Source organism: Franconibacter helveticus LMG 23732 (assembly GCF_000463115.2).
Classification (GTDB): Bacteria; Pseudomonadota; Gammaproteobacteria; order Enterobacterales; family Enterobacteriaceae; genus Franconibacter; species Franconibacter helveticus.
In genome coordinates, this window is the sequence record NZ_AWFX01000021.1 from 15,378 (window position 1) to 29,651 (window position 14,274).

15 protein-coding genes and 1 riboswitch are annotated in these 14,274 nt (G+C 57.3%); of the genes, 6 read left to right on the forward strand and 9 right to left on the reverse strand.

Annotated elements, in window-relative coordinates:
• Positions 1-311 precede the first annotated feature (311 nt).
• The 7 genes from thiH to DW56_RS06055 form a co-directional block, all read right to left on the reverse strand.
• A complete protein-coding gene (gene thiH / locus DW56_RS06025) occupies positions 312-1,433 on the reverse strand; it encodes a 2-iminoacetate synthase ThiH (RefSeq protein WP_029697454.1) in 1,122 nt (373 codons plus the stop codon).
• Entirely contained in the window at positions 1,430-2,209 is a 780-nt protein-coding gene (gene thiG, locus DW56_RS06030; RefSeq protein ID WP_024553532.1) for a thiazole synthase, read from the reverse strand. The genes thiH and thiG overlap by 4 nt, the downstream gene beginning before the upstream one ends.
• Position 2,210: 1 nt before the next feature.
• Positions 2,211-2,411: a sulfur carrier protein ThiS gene (gene thiS, locus DW56_RS06035; protein WP_024553531.1), complete on the reverse strand. Its 201-nt coding sequence runs from the start codon at positions 2,409-2,411 to the stop codon at positions 2,211-2,213.
• Positions 2,395-3,150 carry a HesA/MoeB/ThiF family protein gene (locus DW56_RS06040; protein ID WP_024553530.1) on the reverse strand — a complete coding sequence of 252 codons (756 nt, stop codon included), beginning with the start codon at positions 3,148-3,150 and terminating at the stop codon, positions 2,395-2,397. Before DW56_RS06040 ends, thiS begins: the two co-directional genes overlap by 17 nt.
• On the reverse strand, positions 3,143-3,781 hold the full coding sequence (thiE, locus tag DW56_RS06045; RefSeq protein WP_024553529.1) for a thiamine phosphate synthase: 639 nt from the start codon (positions 3,779-3,781) through the stop codon (positions 3,143-3,145). Before thiE ends, DW56_RS06040 begins: the two co-directional genes overlap by 8 nt.
• Complete coding sequence (thiC, locus tag DW56_RS06050; RefSeq protein WP_024553528.1) at positions 3,778-5,676, reverse strand: phosphomethylpyrimidine synthase ThiC; 1,899 nt, start codon at positions 5,674-5,676, stop codon at positions 3,778-3,780. Before thiC ends, thiE begins: the two co-directional genes overlap by 4 nt.
• 85 nt (positions 5,677-5,761) lie before the next feature.
• Positions 5,762-5,871: riboswitch (TPP riboswitch) on the reverse strand.
• 53 nt (positions 5,872-5,924) lie between these two features.
• Positions 5,925-6,428 carry an Rsd/AlgQ family anti-sigma factor gene (locus DW56_RS06055; protein WP_024553527.1) on the reverse strand — a complete coding sequence of 168 codons (504 nt, stop codon included), beginning with the start codon at positions 6,426-6,428 and terminating at the stop codon, positions 5,925-5,927.
• Positions 6,429-6,528: 100 nt separating this feature from the next.
• Between DW56_RS06055 and nudC the strand changes: the two genes are divergently transcribed.
• The 6 genes from nudC to DW56_RS06085 all read left to right on the forward strand — a co-directional run bounded on the left by nudC (position 6,529) and on the right by DW56_RS06085 (position 10,888).
• Positions 6,529-7,302, forward strand: a complete 774-nt coding sequence (gene nudC / locus DW56_RS06060; protein WP_024553526.1) for an NAD(+) diphosphatase — start codon at positions 6,529-6,531, stop codon at positions 7,300-7,302.
• Positions 7,303-7,342: 40 nt separating this feature from the next.
• Positions 7,343-8,407: a uroporphyrinogen decarboxylase gene (hemE, locus tag DW56_RS06065; RefSeq protein WP_024553525.1), complete on the forward strand. Its 1,065-nt coding sequence runs from the start codon at positions 7,343-7,345 to the stop codon at positions 8,405-8,407.
• 9 nt (positions 8,408-8,416) lie between these two features.
• On the forward strand, positions 8,417-9,088 hold the full coding sequence (gene nfi / locus DW56_RS06070; protein ID WP_024553524.1) for a deoxyribonuclease V: 672 nt from the start codon (positions 8,417-8,419) through the stop codon (positions 9,086-9,088).
• A 43-nt stretch (positions 9,089-9,131) separates the two neighbouring features.
• A complete protein-coding gene (locus DW56_RS06075) occupies positions 9,132-9,722 on the forward strand; it encodes a YjaG family protein (RefSeq protein WP_029589745.1) in 591 nt (196 codons plus the stop codon).
• A 186-nt stretch (positions 9,723-9,908) separates the two neighbouring features.
• Positions 9,909-10,181, forward strand: coding sequence for a nucleoid-associated protein HU-alpha (gene hupA, locus DW56_RS06080; protein ID WP_024553522.1), 273 nt, complete (start codon positions 9,909-9,911; stop codon positions 10,179-10,181).
• A gap of 14 nt (positions 10,182-10,195) precedes the next feature.
• Positions 10,196-10,888, forward strand: a complete 693-nt coding sequence (locus DW56_RS06085; RefSeq protein WP_024553521.1) for a DUF1481 domain-containing protein — start codon at positions 10,196-10,198, stop codon at positions 10,886-10,888.
• A 64-nt stretch (positions 10,889-10,952) separates the two neighbouring features.
• Here the strand turns inward: DW56_RS06085 and purD are convergent, their stop codons facing one another.
• Together purD and purH are read right to left on the reverse strand one after the other, a co-directional pair.
• Positions 10,953-12,251, reverse strand: a complete 1,299-nt coding sequence (purD, locus tag DW56_RS06090; RefSeq protein ID WP_024553520.1) for a phosphoribosylamine--glycine ligase — start codon at positions 12,249-12,251, stop codon at positions 10,953-10,955.
• A 15-nt stretch (positions 12,252-12,266) separates the two neighbouring features.
• Positions 12,267-13,856 carry a bifunctional phosphoribosylaminoimidazolecarboxamide formyltransferase/IMP cyclohydrolase gene (gene purH / locus DW56_RS06095; RefSeq protein ID WP_024553519.1) on the reverse strand — a complete coding sequence of 530 codons (1,590 nt, stop codon included), beginning with the start codon at positions 13,854-13,856 and terminating at the stop codon, positions 12,267-12,269.
• Positions 13,857-14,274: the final 418 nt, after the last annotated feature.

Consider the following 14,274-nt stretch of genomic DNA (forward strand, 5'->3'; position numbering starts at 1 on the left):
TCTCTGTGTCAGGTTGATAATTGATAATTATCTATCGTTTGAAAGAGCAACAACCGCTTTGGTGCGATTGTGCGTAAGGCATCACAAAAGAAAGCTGAAAAAACTGAAACCGGTTACATTTTTCTGTTTCGACCTCGTTTTTGTTGTAAGAGGCGGGGCGGAAAAGAGAGAGTGGAAAGACCGCCCCGGCTGGTCATCACCAGCAGGAGCAGCCTAAAAGCGACGGCAAAACGTCTCAATGGCGGATTATTCAACTTACGAGACAGTACGAAGCTTTAAAAGCGGTAGCGACACGGGTTGCAGACGTTTTGCTAAGCTCTTCCCAGATAGCTATCCCAGTCTTTCCAGACCGGCTGCAAACCGCGCTCTGCCAGCGCGCGGGCGACTTCATCGGGCCGGCGGCCGTCATGAGGCGCGAACTGTTCCAGTTCAGGATGATCATCCGCATACCCGCCAGGCTGCGTTTTTGAAAAGGCGCTAACGTTATTAATGGCGAGCGGAATAACGCGATCGCGAAACCAGGGCGACTCTCGCGTTGACAGCGAAAGCTCCACCTCCGGCGCAAACAGGCGAAAGGCGCAAATGACCTGCACCAACTGCTGTTCATCCATTAACGAGGCAGGCTCAATACCGCCGGCGCAGGGGCGCAGCCGCGGGAACGCCACAGAATAACGGCTCTGCCAGTAATGCTGTTGCAGCCACAGCAAATGTTCCGCCACCATAAAGCAGTCGGTGCGCCAGCTGTCAGAAAGCCCAATCAGCGCGCCGAGGCCAATTTTATCAATGCCCGCACGGCCCAGACGGTCCGGCGTCTCCAGCCGCCAGAAAAAATCCTGCTTGTTGCCGCGCAGATGGTGCCGGGCGTATACCGCTTCGTGATACGTCTCCTGGTAAACCAGCACGCCATCCAGCCCCAGCGTTTTCAGTTCGGCATACTCCTCCTGCGACAGCGGCTGCACTTCCATTTGCAGCGAAGCGAAACGGCGACGAATTTCCGGCAGGTGGCGGCGAAAATAGTCCATGCCGACGCGGGACTGATGCTCGCCCGTCACCAGCAGCAGGCTGTCAAAGCCCATGTCCCGGATCGCCTCGCATTCCCGTGCTATCTCCTGCGCGTTTAACGTTTTGCGCTTAATACGGTTGCTCATTGAGAAACCACAGTAAGTACAGTCGTTAGCGCACAGGTTAGAGAGATAAAGCGGCACGTAAAAGCTGACCGTGTTGCCAAAGCGCTGGCGGGTAAGACGCTGCGCCCGCTGCGCCAGCGGTTCAAGGTAAGCGCTGGCGGCAGGGGAGAGCAGGGCCATCATATCGTCCCGGGAAAGGCGCGGGGCGGCCAGCGCGCGCTCTACATCCCGGGAGGTTTTACTGTTAATGCGCAGTTGAATGTCATTCCAGTCGAGTTGCCGCCAGCGGTCAGTGAAATTATTCATTGCGCCTCCCCGCGGTAACGTAAAAAATCCGTGAGCGGGCTGGAAGGCTGCGCCTGGTCAAAGCGCGCTCCCGCGCCTGCTGCGGCGGCCAGCGCGCCCGCTTCCACCGCGAGACGAAACGCGCGCGCCATCTGTACCGGATTATCAGCCACCGCAATCGCCGTATTCACCAGCACGGCGGAGGCGCCCATCTCCAGCGCCTCGGCGGCGTGGCTCGGTACGCCAATACCGGCGTCCACCACGACCGGCACAGTCGCCTGTTCAATGATAATTTCCAGCAGCGCGCGCGTTTGCAGCCCCTGATTAGAGCCAATCGGCGCGCCGAGCGGCATCACCGCCGCGCAGCCTGCCTCCTCAAGCCGTTTACACAGCACCGGATCCGCGCCGCAATAGGGCAGCACGACAAAGCCCATCGCCACCAGCTTCTCCGCCGCTTTTAGCGTTTCGATAGGGTCCGGCAACAGGTAACGGGCATCGGGGTGAATTTCCAGCTTCACCCAATGGGTGCCCAGCGCTTCCCGCGCCAGCTGAGCGGCGAAAATCGCCTCTTCGGCAGTTTTCGCGCCCGAGGTATTCGGCAAAAGCGATACGCCAGCCGCCTGCAACGGCGCCAGGATGCCGTCATTACGGTTTCGCAAATCCACCCGTTTCATGGCAAGCGTGACAAGCTCGCTGCCGCTTTCGCGAATGGCGGCGGCCATCATCTCCGCCGAGGCGAATTTGCCCGTGCCGGTAAACAGGCGGGATGTAAAAGTTTTATCTGCAATGCGTAACATTTCAGCCTCCGGCGATAACCTGAAACAGCAGGAGGTGGTCACCCTCCTGTAGGATGTGGTGCGGCCACCGCTCGCGCGGCAGGATGGTCTGGTTAACCGCAAGGGCGGTGCCAGGTTTATCGAGATTAAGCTGCAAAAGCAGCTGGCTCGCGCTTAGGTTATCGGCGCATTGCAGCGGTTCTTCGTTAAGCAAAATGCGCATGCCGCCCTCCGCATACCGGGCAGCCGGAGGCGCGCTGCAAGGCCAGCGCGCGCCATTGCAGGCTGCGGCCGTCGAAAAGACGCAGCGAACTGCGCTCGGTGTCCATGCCGCACAGCAGTTTTATCGCCTCCAGCGCCTGGAGCGCGCCCAGTATGCCGACCACCGGGCCGACGATACCCGCATTGCGGCAGTTGCGCTCAGGCTCGCCCTCCTGCGGCCACAGGCAGCGGTAGCAGCCATGCGTGAAAGGCGGCGTGAAAACCGCAAGCTGGCCGCCAAAGCCGACGGCGCTTGCGGTGACAAGGGGTTTTTCCAGCGTAACGCAGGCGGCGTTTACCGCCTGACGGGTGGCCATGTTATCGCTGCAATCCAGCACCAGATCGACCTGAGATACCGCTTCGCGCAACGCATCGCCTGCCAGCCGCGTATTCAGCGCCTGAAGCTGCAAATGCGGATTGAGCTGCGCGAGCCGCCGCTGCGTCGCCAGCGCCTTTGGCTGGTCGATATCTTTTTCGCTAAATGCTATCTGGCGCTGGAGATTGCTGATATGCACCTTATCGTCATCCGCCAGCAGCAGGGTGCCAACGCCCGCGCCCGCGAGATAAAGCGCCGCCGGCGAGCCTAAACCGCCCAGCCCGACGATGAGCGCCCGGCTGGCGAGCAGCCGTTGCTGACCGGCCAGGCCAATATCCTCCAGCAGAAGCTGGCGGCTATAGCGCATGAAATCCGCGTCATTCATCGCCCGCCCCCGCCAGCTCCAGCAGCTGCGCCGTGGCTTTACGCCAGTCGGCAGCCTGAGTAATCGCGCTGACTACCGCCACGCTGCCCACGCCGGTTTCCAGCACGGCGGGCGCGCGCTCAAGGCTGATGCCGCCAATTGCCACCGTCGGGTAATCGCCAAGGCGTTTTACGTGCTCCGCCAACTGCTGTAATCCCTGCGGCGCGGAAGGCATCTGTTTGGTCTGCGTCGGGAAAACATGCCCGAGCGCGATGTAAGAAGGCCGAACCGCCAGCGCCACGTCGATTTCCATATCGTCATGGGTAGAAACGCCAAGGCGGAGTCCGGCGTCGCGAATGGCCGCGAGGTCGGCGGTTTCCAGATCCTCCTGTCCGAGATGCACGCCGTAAGCCTGGTGTTTTATCGCCAGCCGCCAGTAGTCGTTAATAAACAGGCGCGCGTTGTAGCGTTTACCGAGCGCGATAGCGGCGACCACATCCGCCTCCACGTCATCCTCCTGTTTGTCCTTAATACGCAACTGAATGGTGCGCACGCCCGCTTCTGCCAGGCGCGCAATCCATTCCACCTTGTCCACAACCGGGTAAAGCCCCAGACGCAAGGGCGTCGGCGGGAAAGCAGGCTGATAACTCATGCTCCCTCCTTGCGCAGATAAATCTCCCCGCCTTTAGCGCGAAACGCGTTAGACATGTCGCTCATGCCAGCGGCGATTTCCTGCTTCGCCGCATAGTCGCGCACTTCCTGGGTAATTTTCATTGAGCAGAATTTCGGGCCGCACATCGAGCAGAAATGGGCCACTTTGCCTGATTCCTGGGGCAGCGTTTCGTCGTGGTAAGCGCGGGCGGTGAACGGGTCGAGCGCCAGGTTGAATTGATCTTCCCAGCGGAATTCAAATCGCGCCTTTGACATGGCGTTATCGCGTATTTGCGCGCCAGGGTGGCCTTTGGCCAGGTCGGCTGCGTGAGCGGCGATTTTGTAGGTGATAAGCCCCTGTTTCACATCTTCTTTATTCGGCAGGCCGAGGTGCTCTTTCGGCGTGACATAACAGAGCATGGCGCAACCGAACCAGCCGATCATCGCCGCCCCGATGCCCGAGGTGAAATGGTCATAACCCGGCGCGATGTCGGTGGTTAGCGGCCCCAGCGTATAGAAAGGCGCTTCGTGGCACTGCTCCAGTTCTTCAGTCATATTGCGCCGGATCATCTGCATCGGCACGTGGCCCGGGCCTTCAATCATCACCTGTACGTCATACTCCCAGGCGATTTTTGCCAGCTCGCCCAGCGTATGCAGCTCTGCAAACTGCGCTTCGTCGTTGGCATCCTGAATGGAGCCGGGGCGTAAGCCGTCGCCAAGCGAAAGGGAAACGTCATAGGCGGCGCAGATCTCGCAGATCTCGCGGAAATGGTCGTAAAGAAAGTTTTCCTGATGGTGAGAAAGGCACCACTTCGCCATGATCGAACCGCCGCGGGAAACGATGCCGGTCAGGCGCTTCGCCGTCATCGGCACGTAACGCAGCAGCACGCCGGCGTGAATGGTGAAGTAATCAACGCCCTGTTCCGCCTGCTCCAGCAGCGTGTCGCGAAACATCGCCCAGGTGAGGTCTTCGGCGATGCCGTTAACTTTCTCCAGCGCCTGGTAAATCGGCACCGTGCCGATGGGCACCGGGCTGTTGCGCAAAATCCATTCGCGGGTTTCATGAATATAGCGACCGGTGGAGAGATCCATTACCGTGTCCGCTCCCCAGCGGGTCGCCCAGACCAGCTTTTCAACCTCTTCTTCAATGGATGACGTCACTGCTGAATTGCCGATATTGGCGTTGACCTTTACCAGAAAGTTACGCCCGATAATCATCGGCTCGGCTTCCGGGTGGTTAATATTGGCGGGGATGATAGCGCGGCCGGCGGCCACTTCGTCGCGTACAAACTCCGGCGTGATATTTTCAGGCAGCCTCGCGCCAAACCCTTCTCCCGGATGCTGCTGGCGCAACACGGCGGTGCGAATACGCTCGCGCCCCATGTTTTCACGCAGCGCGATAAACTCCATCTCCGGCGTGACGATGCCCCGGCGGGCGTAGTGCAGTTGCGTAACGCGCTTGCCGGGCTTTGCGCGCAGCGGCGTCAGCAGGCCGCTAAAGCGCAGCTCGTCCAGGTTGTCGTCCGCCAGGCGTTCGCGGGTGTAAGCTGAGCTGCGCCCGGTGAGCGCTTCAGTGTCATTACGTTCAGCAATCCAGGGCTGGCGCAGTTTCGCCAGGCCTTGATGCACGTCAATGGCGATGTCAGGGTCGCCGTAAGGGCCGGAAGTATCGTAAACCGGCACTGGCTCGTTGGCCTCAAACTGCGGGTTTTCTTTGCTGCCGCCAGTGAGCGTTGGGCTAAGCTGGATTTCGCGCAGAGGTACGCGTATATCTTCACGGCTGCCGGTCAGGTAAATACGTTTTGAATTGGGGAAAGCGGTGCCTTCCAGCGTATCGATAAACTGCTGTGCTTGCGCGCGCTGTTCGCGGCGATGGGGTTTTGTTGGTACAGACATAGCGCATTCCAGTTAACTTTCAGGAGTGGCTTGTCAGAACGACGGAAGGAGTAACAGACAGGCTCGCCTGTAAAGGCGGCTGTGCGACAGGTTTACTCTTGTTCCCTTCGCAGGTATTAACCTGATCAGGTTCCGCGGATCCCGAATTAACGGTCTCAGCCCGTACTTTCGTACTGGGCACTCCGACAAGATAATACCCCGCTAAACGCGCGGGGCAGTTTGTAAACTACTCGTTAACAGAGCGAAACTCAAGCAGGGCGTGCAAGCGCGGCTTCATCATTCGCGCTGCTGCCGAGATTGTTATCAAAAGCCAGCATGATGAGCTGATCTTCATAGGTAAAACGCGTCGCCAGCGCTTCGCCTATGCCGGAAAGGGCTTGCTGGAATTCAATGCAGTTATCGTGATCGATAGCGTTTTCCAGATTGCTGTCGTAGTACGCCATGATTTCCTGCGTGTTTGCTTCCAGCTGCGGGTAGATCTGCGTGGCGGCGAGCAGTGGGCTGGTGCCTTCCATTTCGCTGATAATGCGTTCATAAATATTGAAATGACCGGCGGAGAGATAATCCACCAGGCTGTGACAAAAATCATCCAGCGCTTTTTCATCCAGCGCCGTCAGCGATTCCTTGCCAGGCTTGATACCAACCACATTGTAATAAGCGACCAACAGATTGTTGCGAGCATTAAGCCAGCTATCGACTAGCTCATTACTGCCCCCAACGCGTTCTGTCAGACTTTTTAGCTGGTTTAGCATGATTGACTCCGTGAGTTAAAAGATTAAAACGGTAAAACACCCAAAATTTGTAATAACAATGTTACCAACATGCCAGTGAAGCAGAGGTAGTGCAATACGTATGGAACGTCCTATAGAAAAGTTAGACCATGGCTGGTGGATAGTCAGCCATGAACAGAAATTATGGTTGCCTGGCGGCGAATTACCCTACGGCAACGCGCAGGAGGTCGATCTGGTCGGCGTTCCGGCCCGGCAGATTGGCGAGTGGCAGAATGAGCCTGTCTGGCTGGTGAGCCAGAACCGCCGCCAGGAGATGGGCTCGGTGCGCCAGCTTATGGACCAGGATGTCGGGTTGTTTCAACTGGCAGGGCGCGGCGTGCAGCTGGCGGAGTTTTTCCGCTCGCATAAATTTTGCGGTTACTGCGGGCATACGATGCATAACAGCAAAAGCGAGTGGGCGATGCTTTGCGGCCACTGTCATGAGCGCTACTACCCGCAAATCGCGCCCTGCATCATCGTCGCCATTCGGCGTGAAGATAAAATCCTGCTTGCCCAACATACCCGTCACCGTAACGGCGTTTATACCGTTCTGGCAGGGTTTGTCGAAGTCGGGGAGACGCTTGAACAGGCGGTGGCGCGTGAAGTGATGGAAGAGAGCAGCATTCGGGTAAAAAATCTGCGCTATGTAACGTCGCAACCCTGGCCGTTTCCGCAGTCGCTGATGACCGCGTTTGTGGCGGAATATGAGAGCGGCGAAATTAAAATCGACCCGAAAGAGCTGCTGGACGCCGGCTGGTATCGCTATGACCAGTTGCCGCTATTGCCGCCGCCGGGCACCGTGGCGCGCCGGTTGATAGAAGATACGGTCGCGCAGTGCCGGGCAGAGTATGAATGACGTGGTAAACTATCGGCCTGCCTCTTAAGGAAAGATAAAAATGACCGAACTGAAAAACGATCGCTACCTGCGCGCGCTGCAACGCCAGCCTGTTGATGTCACCCCGGTGTGGATGATGAGACAGGCGGGACGCTACCTGCCGGAATACAAAGCCACCCGCGCCCAGGCGGGCGATTTTATGTCGCTGTGCAAAAACGCGGAGCTTGCCTGTGAAGTAACGTTACAGCCGCTGCGCCGTTATCCGCTTGATGCGGCGATCCTTTTTTCAGACATCCTCACTATTCCCGACGCGATGGGGCTGGGGCTCTATTTTGAAGCTGGCGAAGGCCCGCGCTTTACCTCGCCCATCACCAGCAAAGCGGATGTGGATAAGCTGCCGGTGCCGGACCCGGAGCAGGAGTTGGGCTATGTGATGAACGCGGTGCGTACTATCCGCCGCGAACTTAAAGGCGAAGTGCCGCTGATTGGTTTCTCCGGCAGCCCCTGGACGCTCGCCACTTACATGGTGGAAGGCGGCAGCAGTAAGGCGTTCACGAAAATTAAGAAAATGATGTATGCCGAGCCGATGGCGCTGCACGCGTTGCTCGATAAACTCGCGCAAAGCGTCACGCTTTATCTCAATGCGCAAATCCGCGCAGGCGCGCAGTCAGTGATGATTTTCGACACCTGGGGCGGCGTGCTGACCGGGCGCGACTATCAGCAGTTCTCGCTCTATTACATGCATAAAATCGTTGATGGTCTGCTGCGTGAGAACGAAGGCAGACGCGTGCCAGTGACGCTCTTCACCAAAGGCGGCGGTCAGTGGCTGGAAGCGATGGCGGCAACCGGCTGCGACGCGCTGGGCCTCGACTGGACCACGGATATTGCCGACGCCCGTCGTCGGGTCGGTGACAAAGTGGCGTTGCAGGGCAACATGGATCCTTCCATGCTTTATGCGCCGCCTGCCCGCATTGAAGAGGAAGTGGCGACTATACTTGCTGGTTTCGGCAAGGGCGAAGGCCATGTGTTCAACCTGGGGCATGGCATTCATCAGGATGTGCCGCCAGAGCATGCTGGAGCGTTCGTGGAGGCGGTGCATCGGCTGTCTGCGCCTTATCATCAGTAAGGAGAAAAAATGGATCTTGCAGCACTGCGCGCGCAACAACTGGAACTGGCTTCTGAGGTGGTCCGCGAGGATCGCCTGATAACCGACACCCCGGCTTTTATCGGCGGCGCGGATGTCGGTTTTGAGCAGGGCGGCGAAGTAACCCGCGCTGCCATGGTTCTGCTTAAGTATCCCTCCCTGGAGCTGGTGGAATATCAGGTAGCGCGCATCGCCACGACGATGCCTTATATCCCCGGCTTTCTCTCTTTTCGCGAATATCCTGCGCTGATGGCGGCGTGGGAAAAACTTTCCCGTAAACCCGACCTGCTGTTTGTGGACGGGCATGGGATCTCCCACCCGCGCCGACTCGGCGTCGCCAGCCATTTCGGCATGCTTATCGATGTGCCGACTATTGGTGTTGCTAAAAAGCGCCTCTGCGGCAAATTTGAACCGCTTTCCGACGAGCCGGGCGCGGTGGCGCCGCTAATGGATAAAGGCGAGCAGCTTGCCTGGGTCTGGCGCAGCAAAAACCGCTGCAATCCGCTGTTTGTCTCAACCGGTCATCGGGTGGGCCTTGATACCGCCCTGGGCTGGGTGCAGCGCTGCACGAAAGGCTACCGTTTGCCGGAGCCGACGCGCTGGGCCGACGCCGTCGCTTCGGGCCGTCCGGCTTTTGTACGTTGGCAGGAAATCCAGGGGTGATTGCGGTACACTGCCGCTAATTTTCGGTTCGTGAGAGACCACTATGTTACAAAACCCCATTCACCTGCGCCTTGAAAAGCTGGAAAGCTGGCAGCACGTGACTTTTATGGCGTCGCTTTGCGAACGTATGTATCCCAACTATGCCATGTTCTGCCAGCAAACCGGCTTTGGCGATGCGGCGATTTACCGCCGTATCCTGGATCTCATCTGGGAAACGCTGACGGTTAAAGATGCAAAGGTGAATTTCGACAGCCAGCTTGAGAAGCTGGAAGAGGCGATCCCCGCCGCAGACGATTACGATATCTATGGCGTTTATCCCGCTATCGACGCCTGCGTGGCCTTAAGCGAACTTATTCACTCCCGGCTGAGCGGCGAAACGCTGGAACATGCTATCGAAGTCAGCAAGACCTCTATCACCACCGTGGCGATGCTGGAAATGACCCAGGCCGGACGCGAAATGACCGACGATGAGCTGAAAGCCAACCCGGCGGTAGAGCAGGAATGGGACATTCAGTGGGAGATTTTCCGTCTGCTGGCCGCCTGCGAAGAACGAGATGTTGAGTTAATCAAAGGCCTGCGCAGCGACCTGCGCGAAGATGGCGTTAGCAATATCGGTATAAATTTGCAGCAATGAGACAACAAAACGTGATTTACAGCCTGTTTTGTCTCTCCTGAAGGCTTCCAATTAGCCCCCCGTCTGGTCTACATTTGGGAGGCGAAAAAAAGTGGCTATCGGTGCGTGTATGCAGGAGAGTGCTTTTCTGGCATTTCCGTCGCACTCGATGCTTAGCAAGCGATAAACACATTGTAAGGATAACTTATGAACAAGACTCAACTGATTGATGTAATTGCGGACAAGGCTGACCTGTCTAAAGCGCAAGCGAAAGCTGCTCTGGAATCCACTCTGGCTGCGATTACTGAGTCTCTGAAAGAAGGTGATGCTGTACAACTGGTTGGTTTCGGAACCTTCAAAGTGAACCACCGCGCTGAGCGTACTGGCCGCAACCCGCAGACCGGTAAAGAAATCAAAATCGCCGCAGCTAACGTGCCGGCATTTGTTTCTGGTAAAGCACTGAAAGACGCTATCAAATAAGATTGCGCATGGCAGTGAACAGTTTTAACAGAGGGGCGATATCGCCCCTTTCGTTTATCCGCCGCCCGCTATGGGCGCTGGCGGGCGCGCTGTTGCTGAGCGCCTGTAGCCACCATGATTCGCTCCCTGCTTTTACCGCCAGCGGCTATGCGGCCGACCAGGGCGCCGTACGTATCTGGCGAAAGGATAACGGCGACGCGGTTCACCTTTTCACTGCCTTCAGCCCGTGGCGCAGCGGCGACACGTCAACCAGCGAATATCGCTGGCAAGGCGAACAACTCTCCTCTCTTGAAATTCATGTCTATGGCAAGCCGGCGGAAACCATAAAAGTCCGCTTTGACGATCGCGGCGGCCTGAGTTTTATGCAACGCGAAGTCAATGGACAGAAGCAGCAGCTTTCCAGCGACCAGATAGCGCTTTATCAATATCGGGCGGAGCAATTGCTCAGCACCAGCAATGCGCTGCGCGCCGGGCGTGTAGCGCTGCGACAGGGGCGCTGGCATGCAGACCGGACGGTAACGACCTGTGAGGGGCAAACCGTAAAACCGAAGCTTGAGGCGCTGGCGTTAAGCCATATTGAACGTCGACAGAATCACTCTTCGCTTGAAGTTAGCGTAGCCTGGCTGGAATCGCCGCAGGGGGCGCAGCTTTTGCTGGTGGCGAATGAAGACTTTTGTAGCTGGCAGCCGAAGCCTGACAGTTTCTGAATATGACAGTGTCTAAATAAAAAAAGCGGCGAAAGATTTCGCCGCTTTAGTTTCACAGACAGGCTTACTTTTGCTGCTCGCGAGCAATGGCGCGATAGCCGATATCCCGACGGCTAAAGCAACCGTCCCAGTGAATATCCGCCATAAGCTTATAAGCGCGCTGTTGCGCCTGCGCCACGCTTTCGCCAAGCGCAGTCACGCAGAGCACGCGTCCGCCGCTGGTGACCACCTGCTCATCGTCACGCAGTTTTGTCCCGGCATGGAAAACCTTGCCGTCGCCATTGGCGATCTCTTCCAGCGGCAGGCCATGGATGACATCGCCAGTGCGGTAGTCGCCCGGATAACCGCCCGCGGCCATGACAACGCCAAGAGAGGGGCGCGGGTCCCATTGTGACTGTACGGTATCCAGTTTGCCTTCGCAGGCGGCCAGACACAGCTCCACAAGATCAGATTGCAAACGCAGCATAATAGGCTGCGTTTCCGGGTCGCCGAAACGGCAGTTAAACTCAATGACCTTTGGGTTGCCCTGCTTATCGATCATCAGGCCTGCGTACAGAAAGCCGGTGTAGGTGTTGCCTTCCGCCGCCATGCCGCGCACGGTCGGCCATATCACCCGATCCATGGCGCGCTGGAAAACCTCGTCCGTTACGACAGGCGCCGGAGAATAGGCGCCCATGCCGCCCGTGTTGGGGCCTGTGTCCCCATCGCCCACGCGTTTGTGATCCTGGCTGGTGGCCATCGGTTCGACATGCTCGCCATCCACCATAACGATAAAACTGGCTTCTTCGCCGTCGAGGAATTCTTCCACCACGATACGGTGGCCCGCATCGCCAAACGCGTTACCTGCCAGCATATCTTTCGCTGCCGCTTCCGCTTCTTCCAGCGTCATAGCGACAATCACGCCTTTGCCCGCCGCCAGACCATCGGCTTTAATGACAATCGGCGCGCCTTTTTCACGGATGTAAGCCAGCGCCGGTTCAATATCTGTAAAGTTCTGGTACTCCGCCGTCGGGATGGCGTGGCGCGCAAGAAAATCTTTGGTGAAGGCTTTTGAGCCTTCAAGCTGCGCGGCGCCTTTAGTCGGGCCGAAAATCGTCAGACCTGCTTCGCGAAACGCGTCCACCACGCCAATCACCAGCGGCGCTTCCGGGCCGACAATCGTGAGATCGATATTCTCGCTCTGCGCGAAGCTCAGCAGCGCCGGAATGTCTGTTGCGCTAATAGCGACGTTTTGCAGCGTCGGTTCAAGCGCCGTGCCCGCATTCCCTGGCGCGACAAACACCGTTTCTACTTTTGACGACTGTGCCGCTTTCCAGGCCAGTGCATGTTCACGCCCGCCGTTGCCAATCACTAATACTTTCATCGTTACGCTCCCTGATTAATGGCGGAAATGACGCATGTCGGTGAAGATCATGGCGATACCGTGCTCATCTGCTGCCGCGATAACTTCGTCGTCCCGAATAGAACCGCCTGGCTGGATAACGCAGGTAATGCCTACAGCCGCTGCCGCGTCGATGCCGTCACGGAACGGGAAGAAGGCGTCGGAAGCCATAGCGGAACCTTTCACCTCCAGACCTTCATCGCCTGCTTTGATGCCAGCGATTTTGGCGGAGTAAACGCGGCTCATCTGACCGGCGCCGATGCCGATGGTCATATTCTCTTTGGCATAAACGATGGCGTTGGACTTCACAAACTTCGCCACTTTCCAGCAGAACAGCGCGTCGCGAAGCTCCTGCTCAGTCGGCTGGCGTTTAGTGACAACGCGCAGATCGCGCTCTGTCACCATGCCAAGGTCGCGGTCCTGAACCAGCAGCCCGCCATTAACGCGTTTGAAATCAAGGCCCGCGACGCGCGCTTTCCACTCGCCGCAAACCAGTACGCGGACATTTTGCTTAGCCGCCGTGATCTTCAGCGCTTCTTCGCTGGCGGAGGGGGCGATAATCACTTCTACAAACTGACGAGAGATAATAGCCTGTGCGGTTTCTGCATCCAGCTCGCGGTTGAAGGCGATGATGCCGCCGAAAGCGGAAGTCGGGTCGGTTTTATAAGCGCGGTCATAAGCTTCCAGGATAGAGCTGCTGACTGCCACGCCACACGGGTTGGCGTGCTTAACGATAACGCAGGCCGGTTCGCTAAACTCTTTTACGCACTCCAGCGCCGCATCGGTATCAGCGATGTTGTTATAGGAAAGCGCTTTGCCCTGCACTTGCTGCGCTGTGGCGACGGAGGCTTCTTTAATATTCTCTTCTATATAGAAGGCGGCCTGCTGATGGCTGTTTTCGCCGTAACGCATATCCTGCTTCTTAATAAAGTTCAGGTTCAGGGTGCGAGGGAAGCGGCCAGCCGGCGCCTGGGTTTCACCATGGTAAGCGGGAACGAGGCTGCCGAAGTAGTTAGCGATCATGCCGTCGTAAGCGGCGGTATGCTCGAAAGCCTTAATGGCGAGATCGAAGCGAGTCTCAAGCGTGAGCGAGCCGTCGTTAGCGTCCAGCTCGCTAATAATGGCTTCGTAGTCGCTGCTCTTAACCACTATTGCGACATCTTTATGGTTCTTGGCGGCGGAGCGGACCATCGTCGGGCCGCCGATATCAATATTCTCTACCGCGTCTTCCAGCGTACAGCCTTCACGGGCTACCGTCTGCGCGAAGGGATACAGGTTCACTACCACCATATCAATAGGGGCGATGTCATGTTGCGCCATAATCGCATCATCCTGGCCCCGGCGACCGAGAATGCCGCCATGCACTTTGGGATGCAGTGTTTTGACGCGTCCATCCATCATTTCCGGGAAGCCCGTATAGTCAGAAACTTCCGTAACCGGCAGACCCGCCTCCGCCAGCAGGCGAGCCGTGCCGCCTGTAGAAAGCAGCTCGACGCCACGTTGGGAGAGCGCCTGGGCGAATTCGACGATACCGGCTTTATCAGAAACGCTGAGCAGAGCGCGGCGTACAGGACGACGTTGTTGCATGGTGTTAAATCCCCTGGATTTGGTTCATTGCAAAGAGCGTTAGCTGAATATTGCACATTTATTTTCGCAATTCTCAGCTAACGCCCCAGGTGGGGCGTCGCTGTCATCGGGATGGCATTGTAACGAAAACGTTTGCGTGGCGCTCGCAAAATTTCGGGTTTAGTGGGCTTTGTGGATAACTCTGTACATAAGAAGGTATAAAGCGGGGTTTTGCTGGGGAATGCAGCAGTCAGTCATTTTTATGTCATTTTCCTGTTGCGGTGAAAAGAGAACTCCCTATAATGCGCCTCCATCGACACGGCGCTGATGAGAAACATCACACAGCGACGGTGAGTCGGAAGAGAAAAAATCCTGAAATTAAGGGTTGACTCTGAAAGAGGAAAGCGTAATATACGCCACCTCGCGACAGCAGGCTGAA

Coding starts and splice junctions, on each gene's coding strand:
- thiS (WP_024553531.1), bottom strand. CDS start 2,411: ATGCGCATTTTGCTTAACGAAGAACCGCTGCAATGCGCCGATAACCTA.
- thiE (WP_024553529.1), bottom strand. CDS start 3,781: ATGAGTTATCAGCCTGCTTTCCCGCCGACGCCCTTGCGTCTGGGGCTT.
- purD (WP_024553520.1), bottom strand. CDS start 12,251: ATGAAAGTATTAGTGATTGGCAACGGCGGGCGTGAACATGCACTGGCC.
- hupA (WP_024553522.1), top strand. CDS start 9,909: ATGAACAAGACTCAACTGATTGATGTAATTGCGGACAAGGCTGACCTG.
- hemE (WP_024553525.1), top strand. CDS start 7,343: ATGACCGAACTGAAAAACGATCGCTACCTGCGCGCGCTGCAACGCCAG.
- thiC (WP_024553528.1), bottom strand. CDS start 5,676: ATGTCTGTACCAACAAAACCCCATCGCCGCGAACAGCGCGCGCAAGCA.
- purH (WP_024553519.1), bottom strand. CDS start 13,856: ATGCAACAACGTCGTCCTGTACGCCGCGCTCTGCTCAGCGTTTCTGAT.
- nudC (WP_024553526.1), top strand. CDS start 6,529: ATGGAACGTCCTATAGAAAAGTTAGACCATGGCTGGTGGATAGTCAGC.
- DW56_RS06055 (WP_024553527.1), bottom strand. CDS start 6,428: ATGCTAAACCAGCTAAAAAGTCTGACAGAACGCGTTGGGGGCAGTAAT.
- DW56_RS06075 (WP_029589745.1), top strand. CDS start 9,132: ATGTTACAAAACCCCATTCACCTGCGCCTTGAAAAGCTGGAAAGCTGG.
- thiG (WP_024553532.1), bottom strand. CDS start 2,209: ATGTTACGCATTGCAGATAAAACTTTTACATCCCGCCTGTTTACCGGC.
- nfi (WP_024553524.1), top strand. CDS start 8,417: ATGGATCTTGCAGCACTGCGCGCGCAACAACTGGAACTGGCTTCTGAG.
- thiH (WP_029697454.1), bottom strand. CDS start 1,433: ATGAATAATTTCACTGACCGCTGGCGGCAACTCGACTGGAATGACATT.
- DW56_RS06040 (WP_024553530.1), bottom strand. CDS start 3,150: ATGAATGACGCGGATTTCATGCGCTATAGCCGCCAGCTTCTGCTGGAG.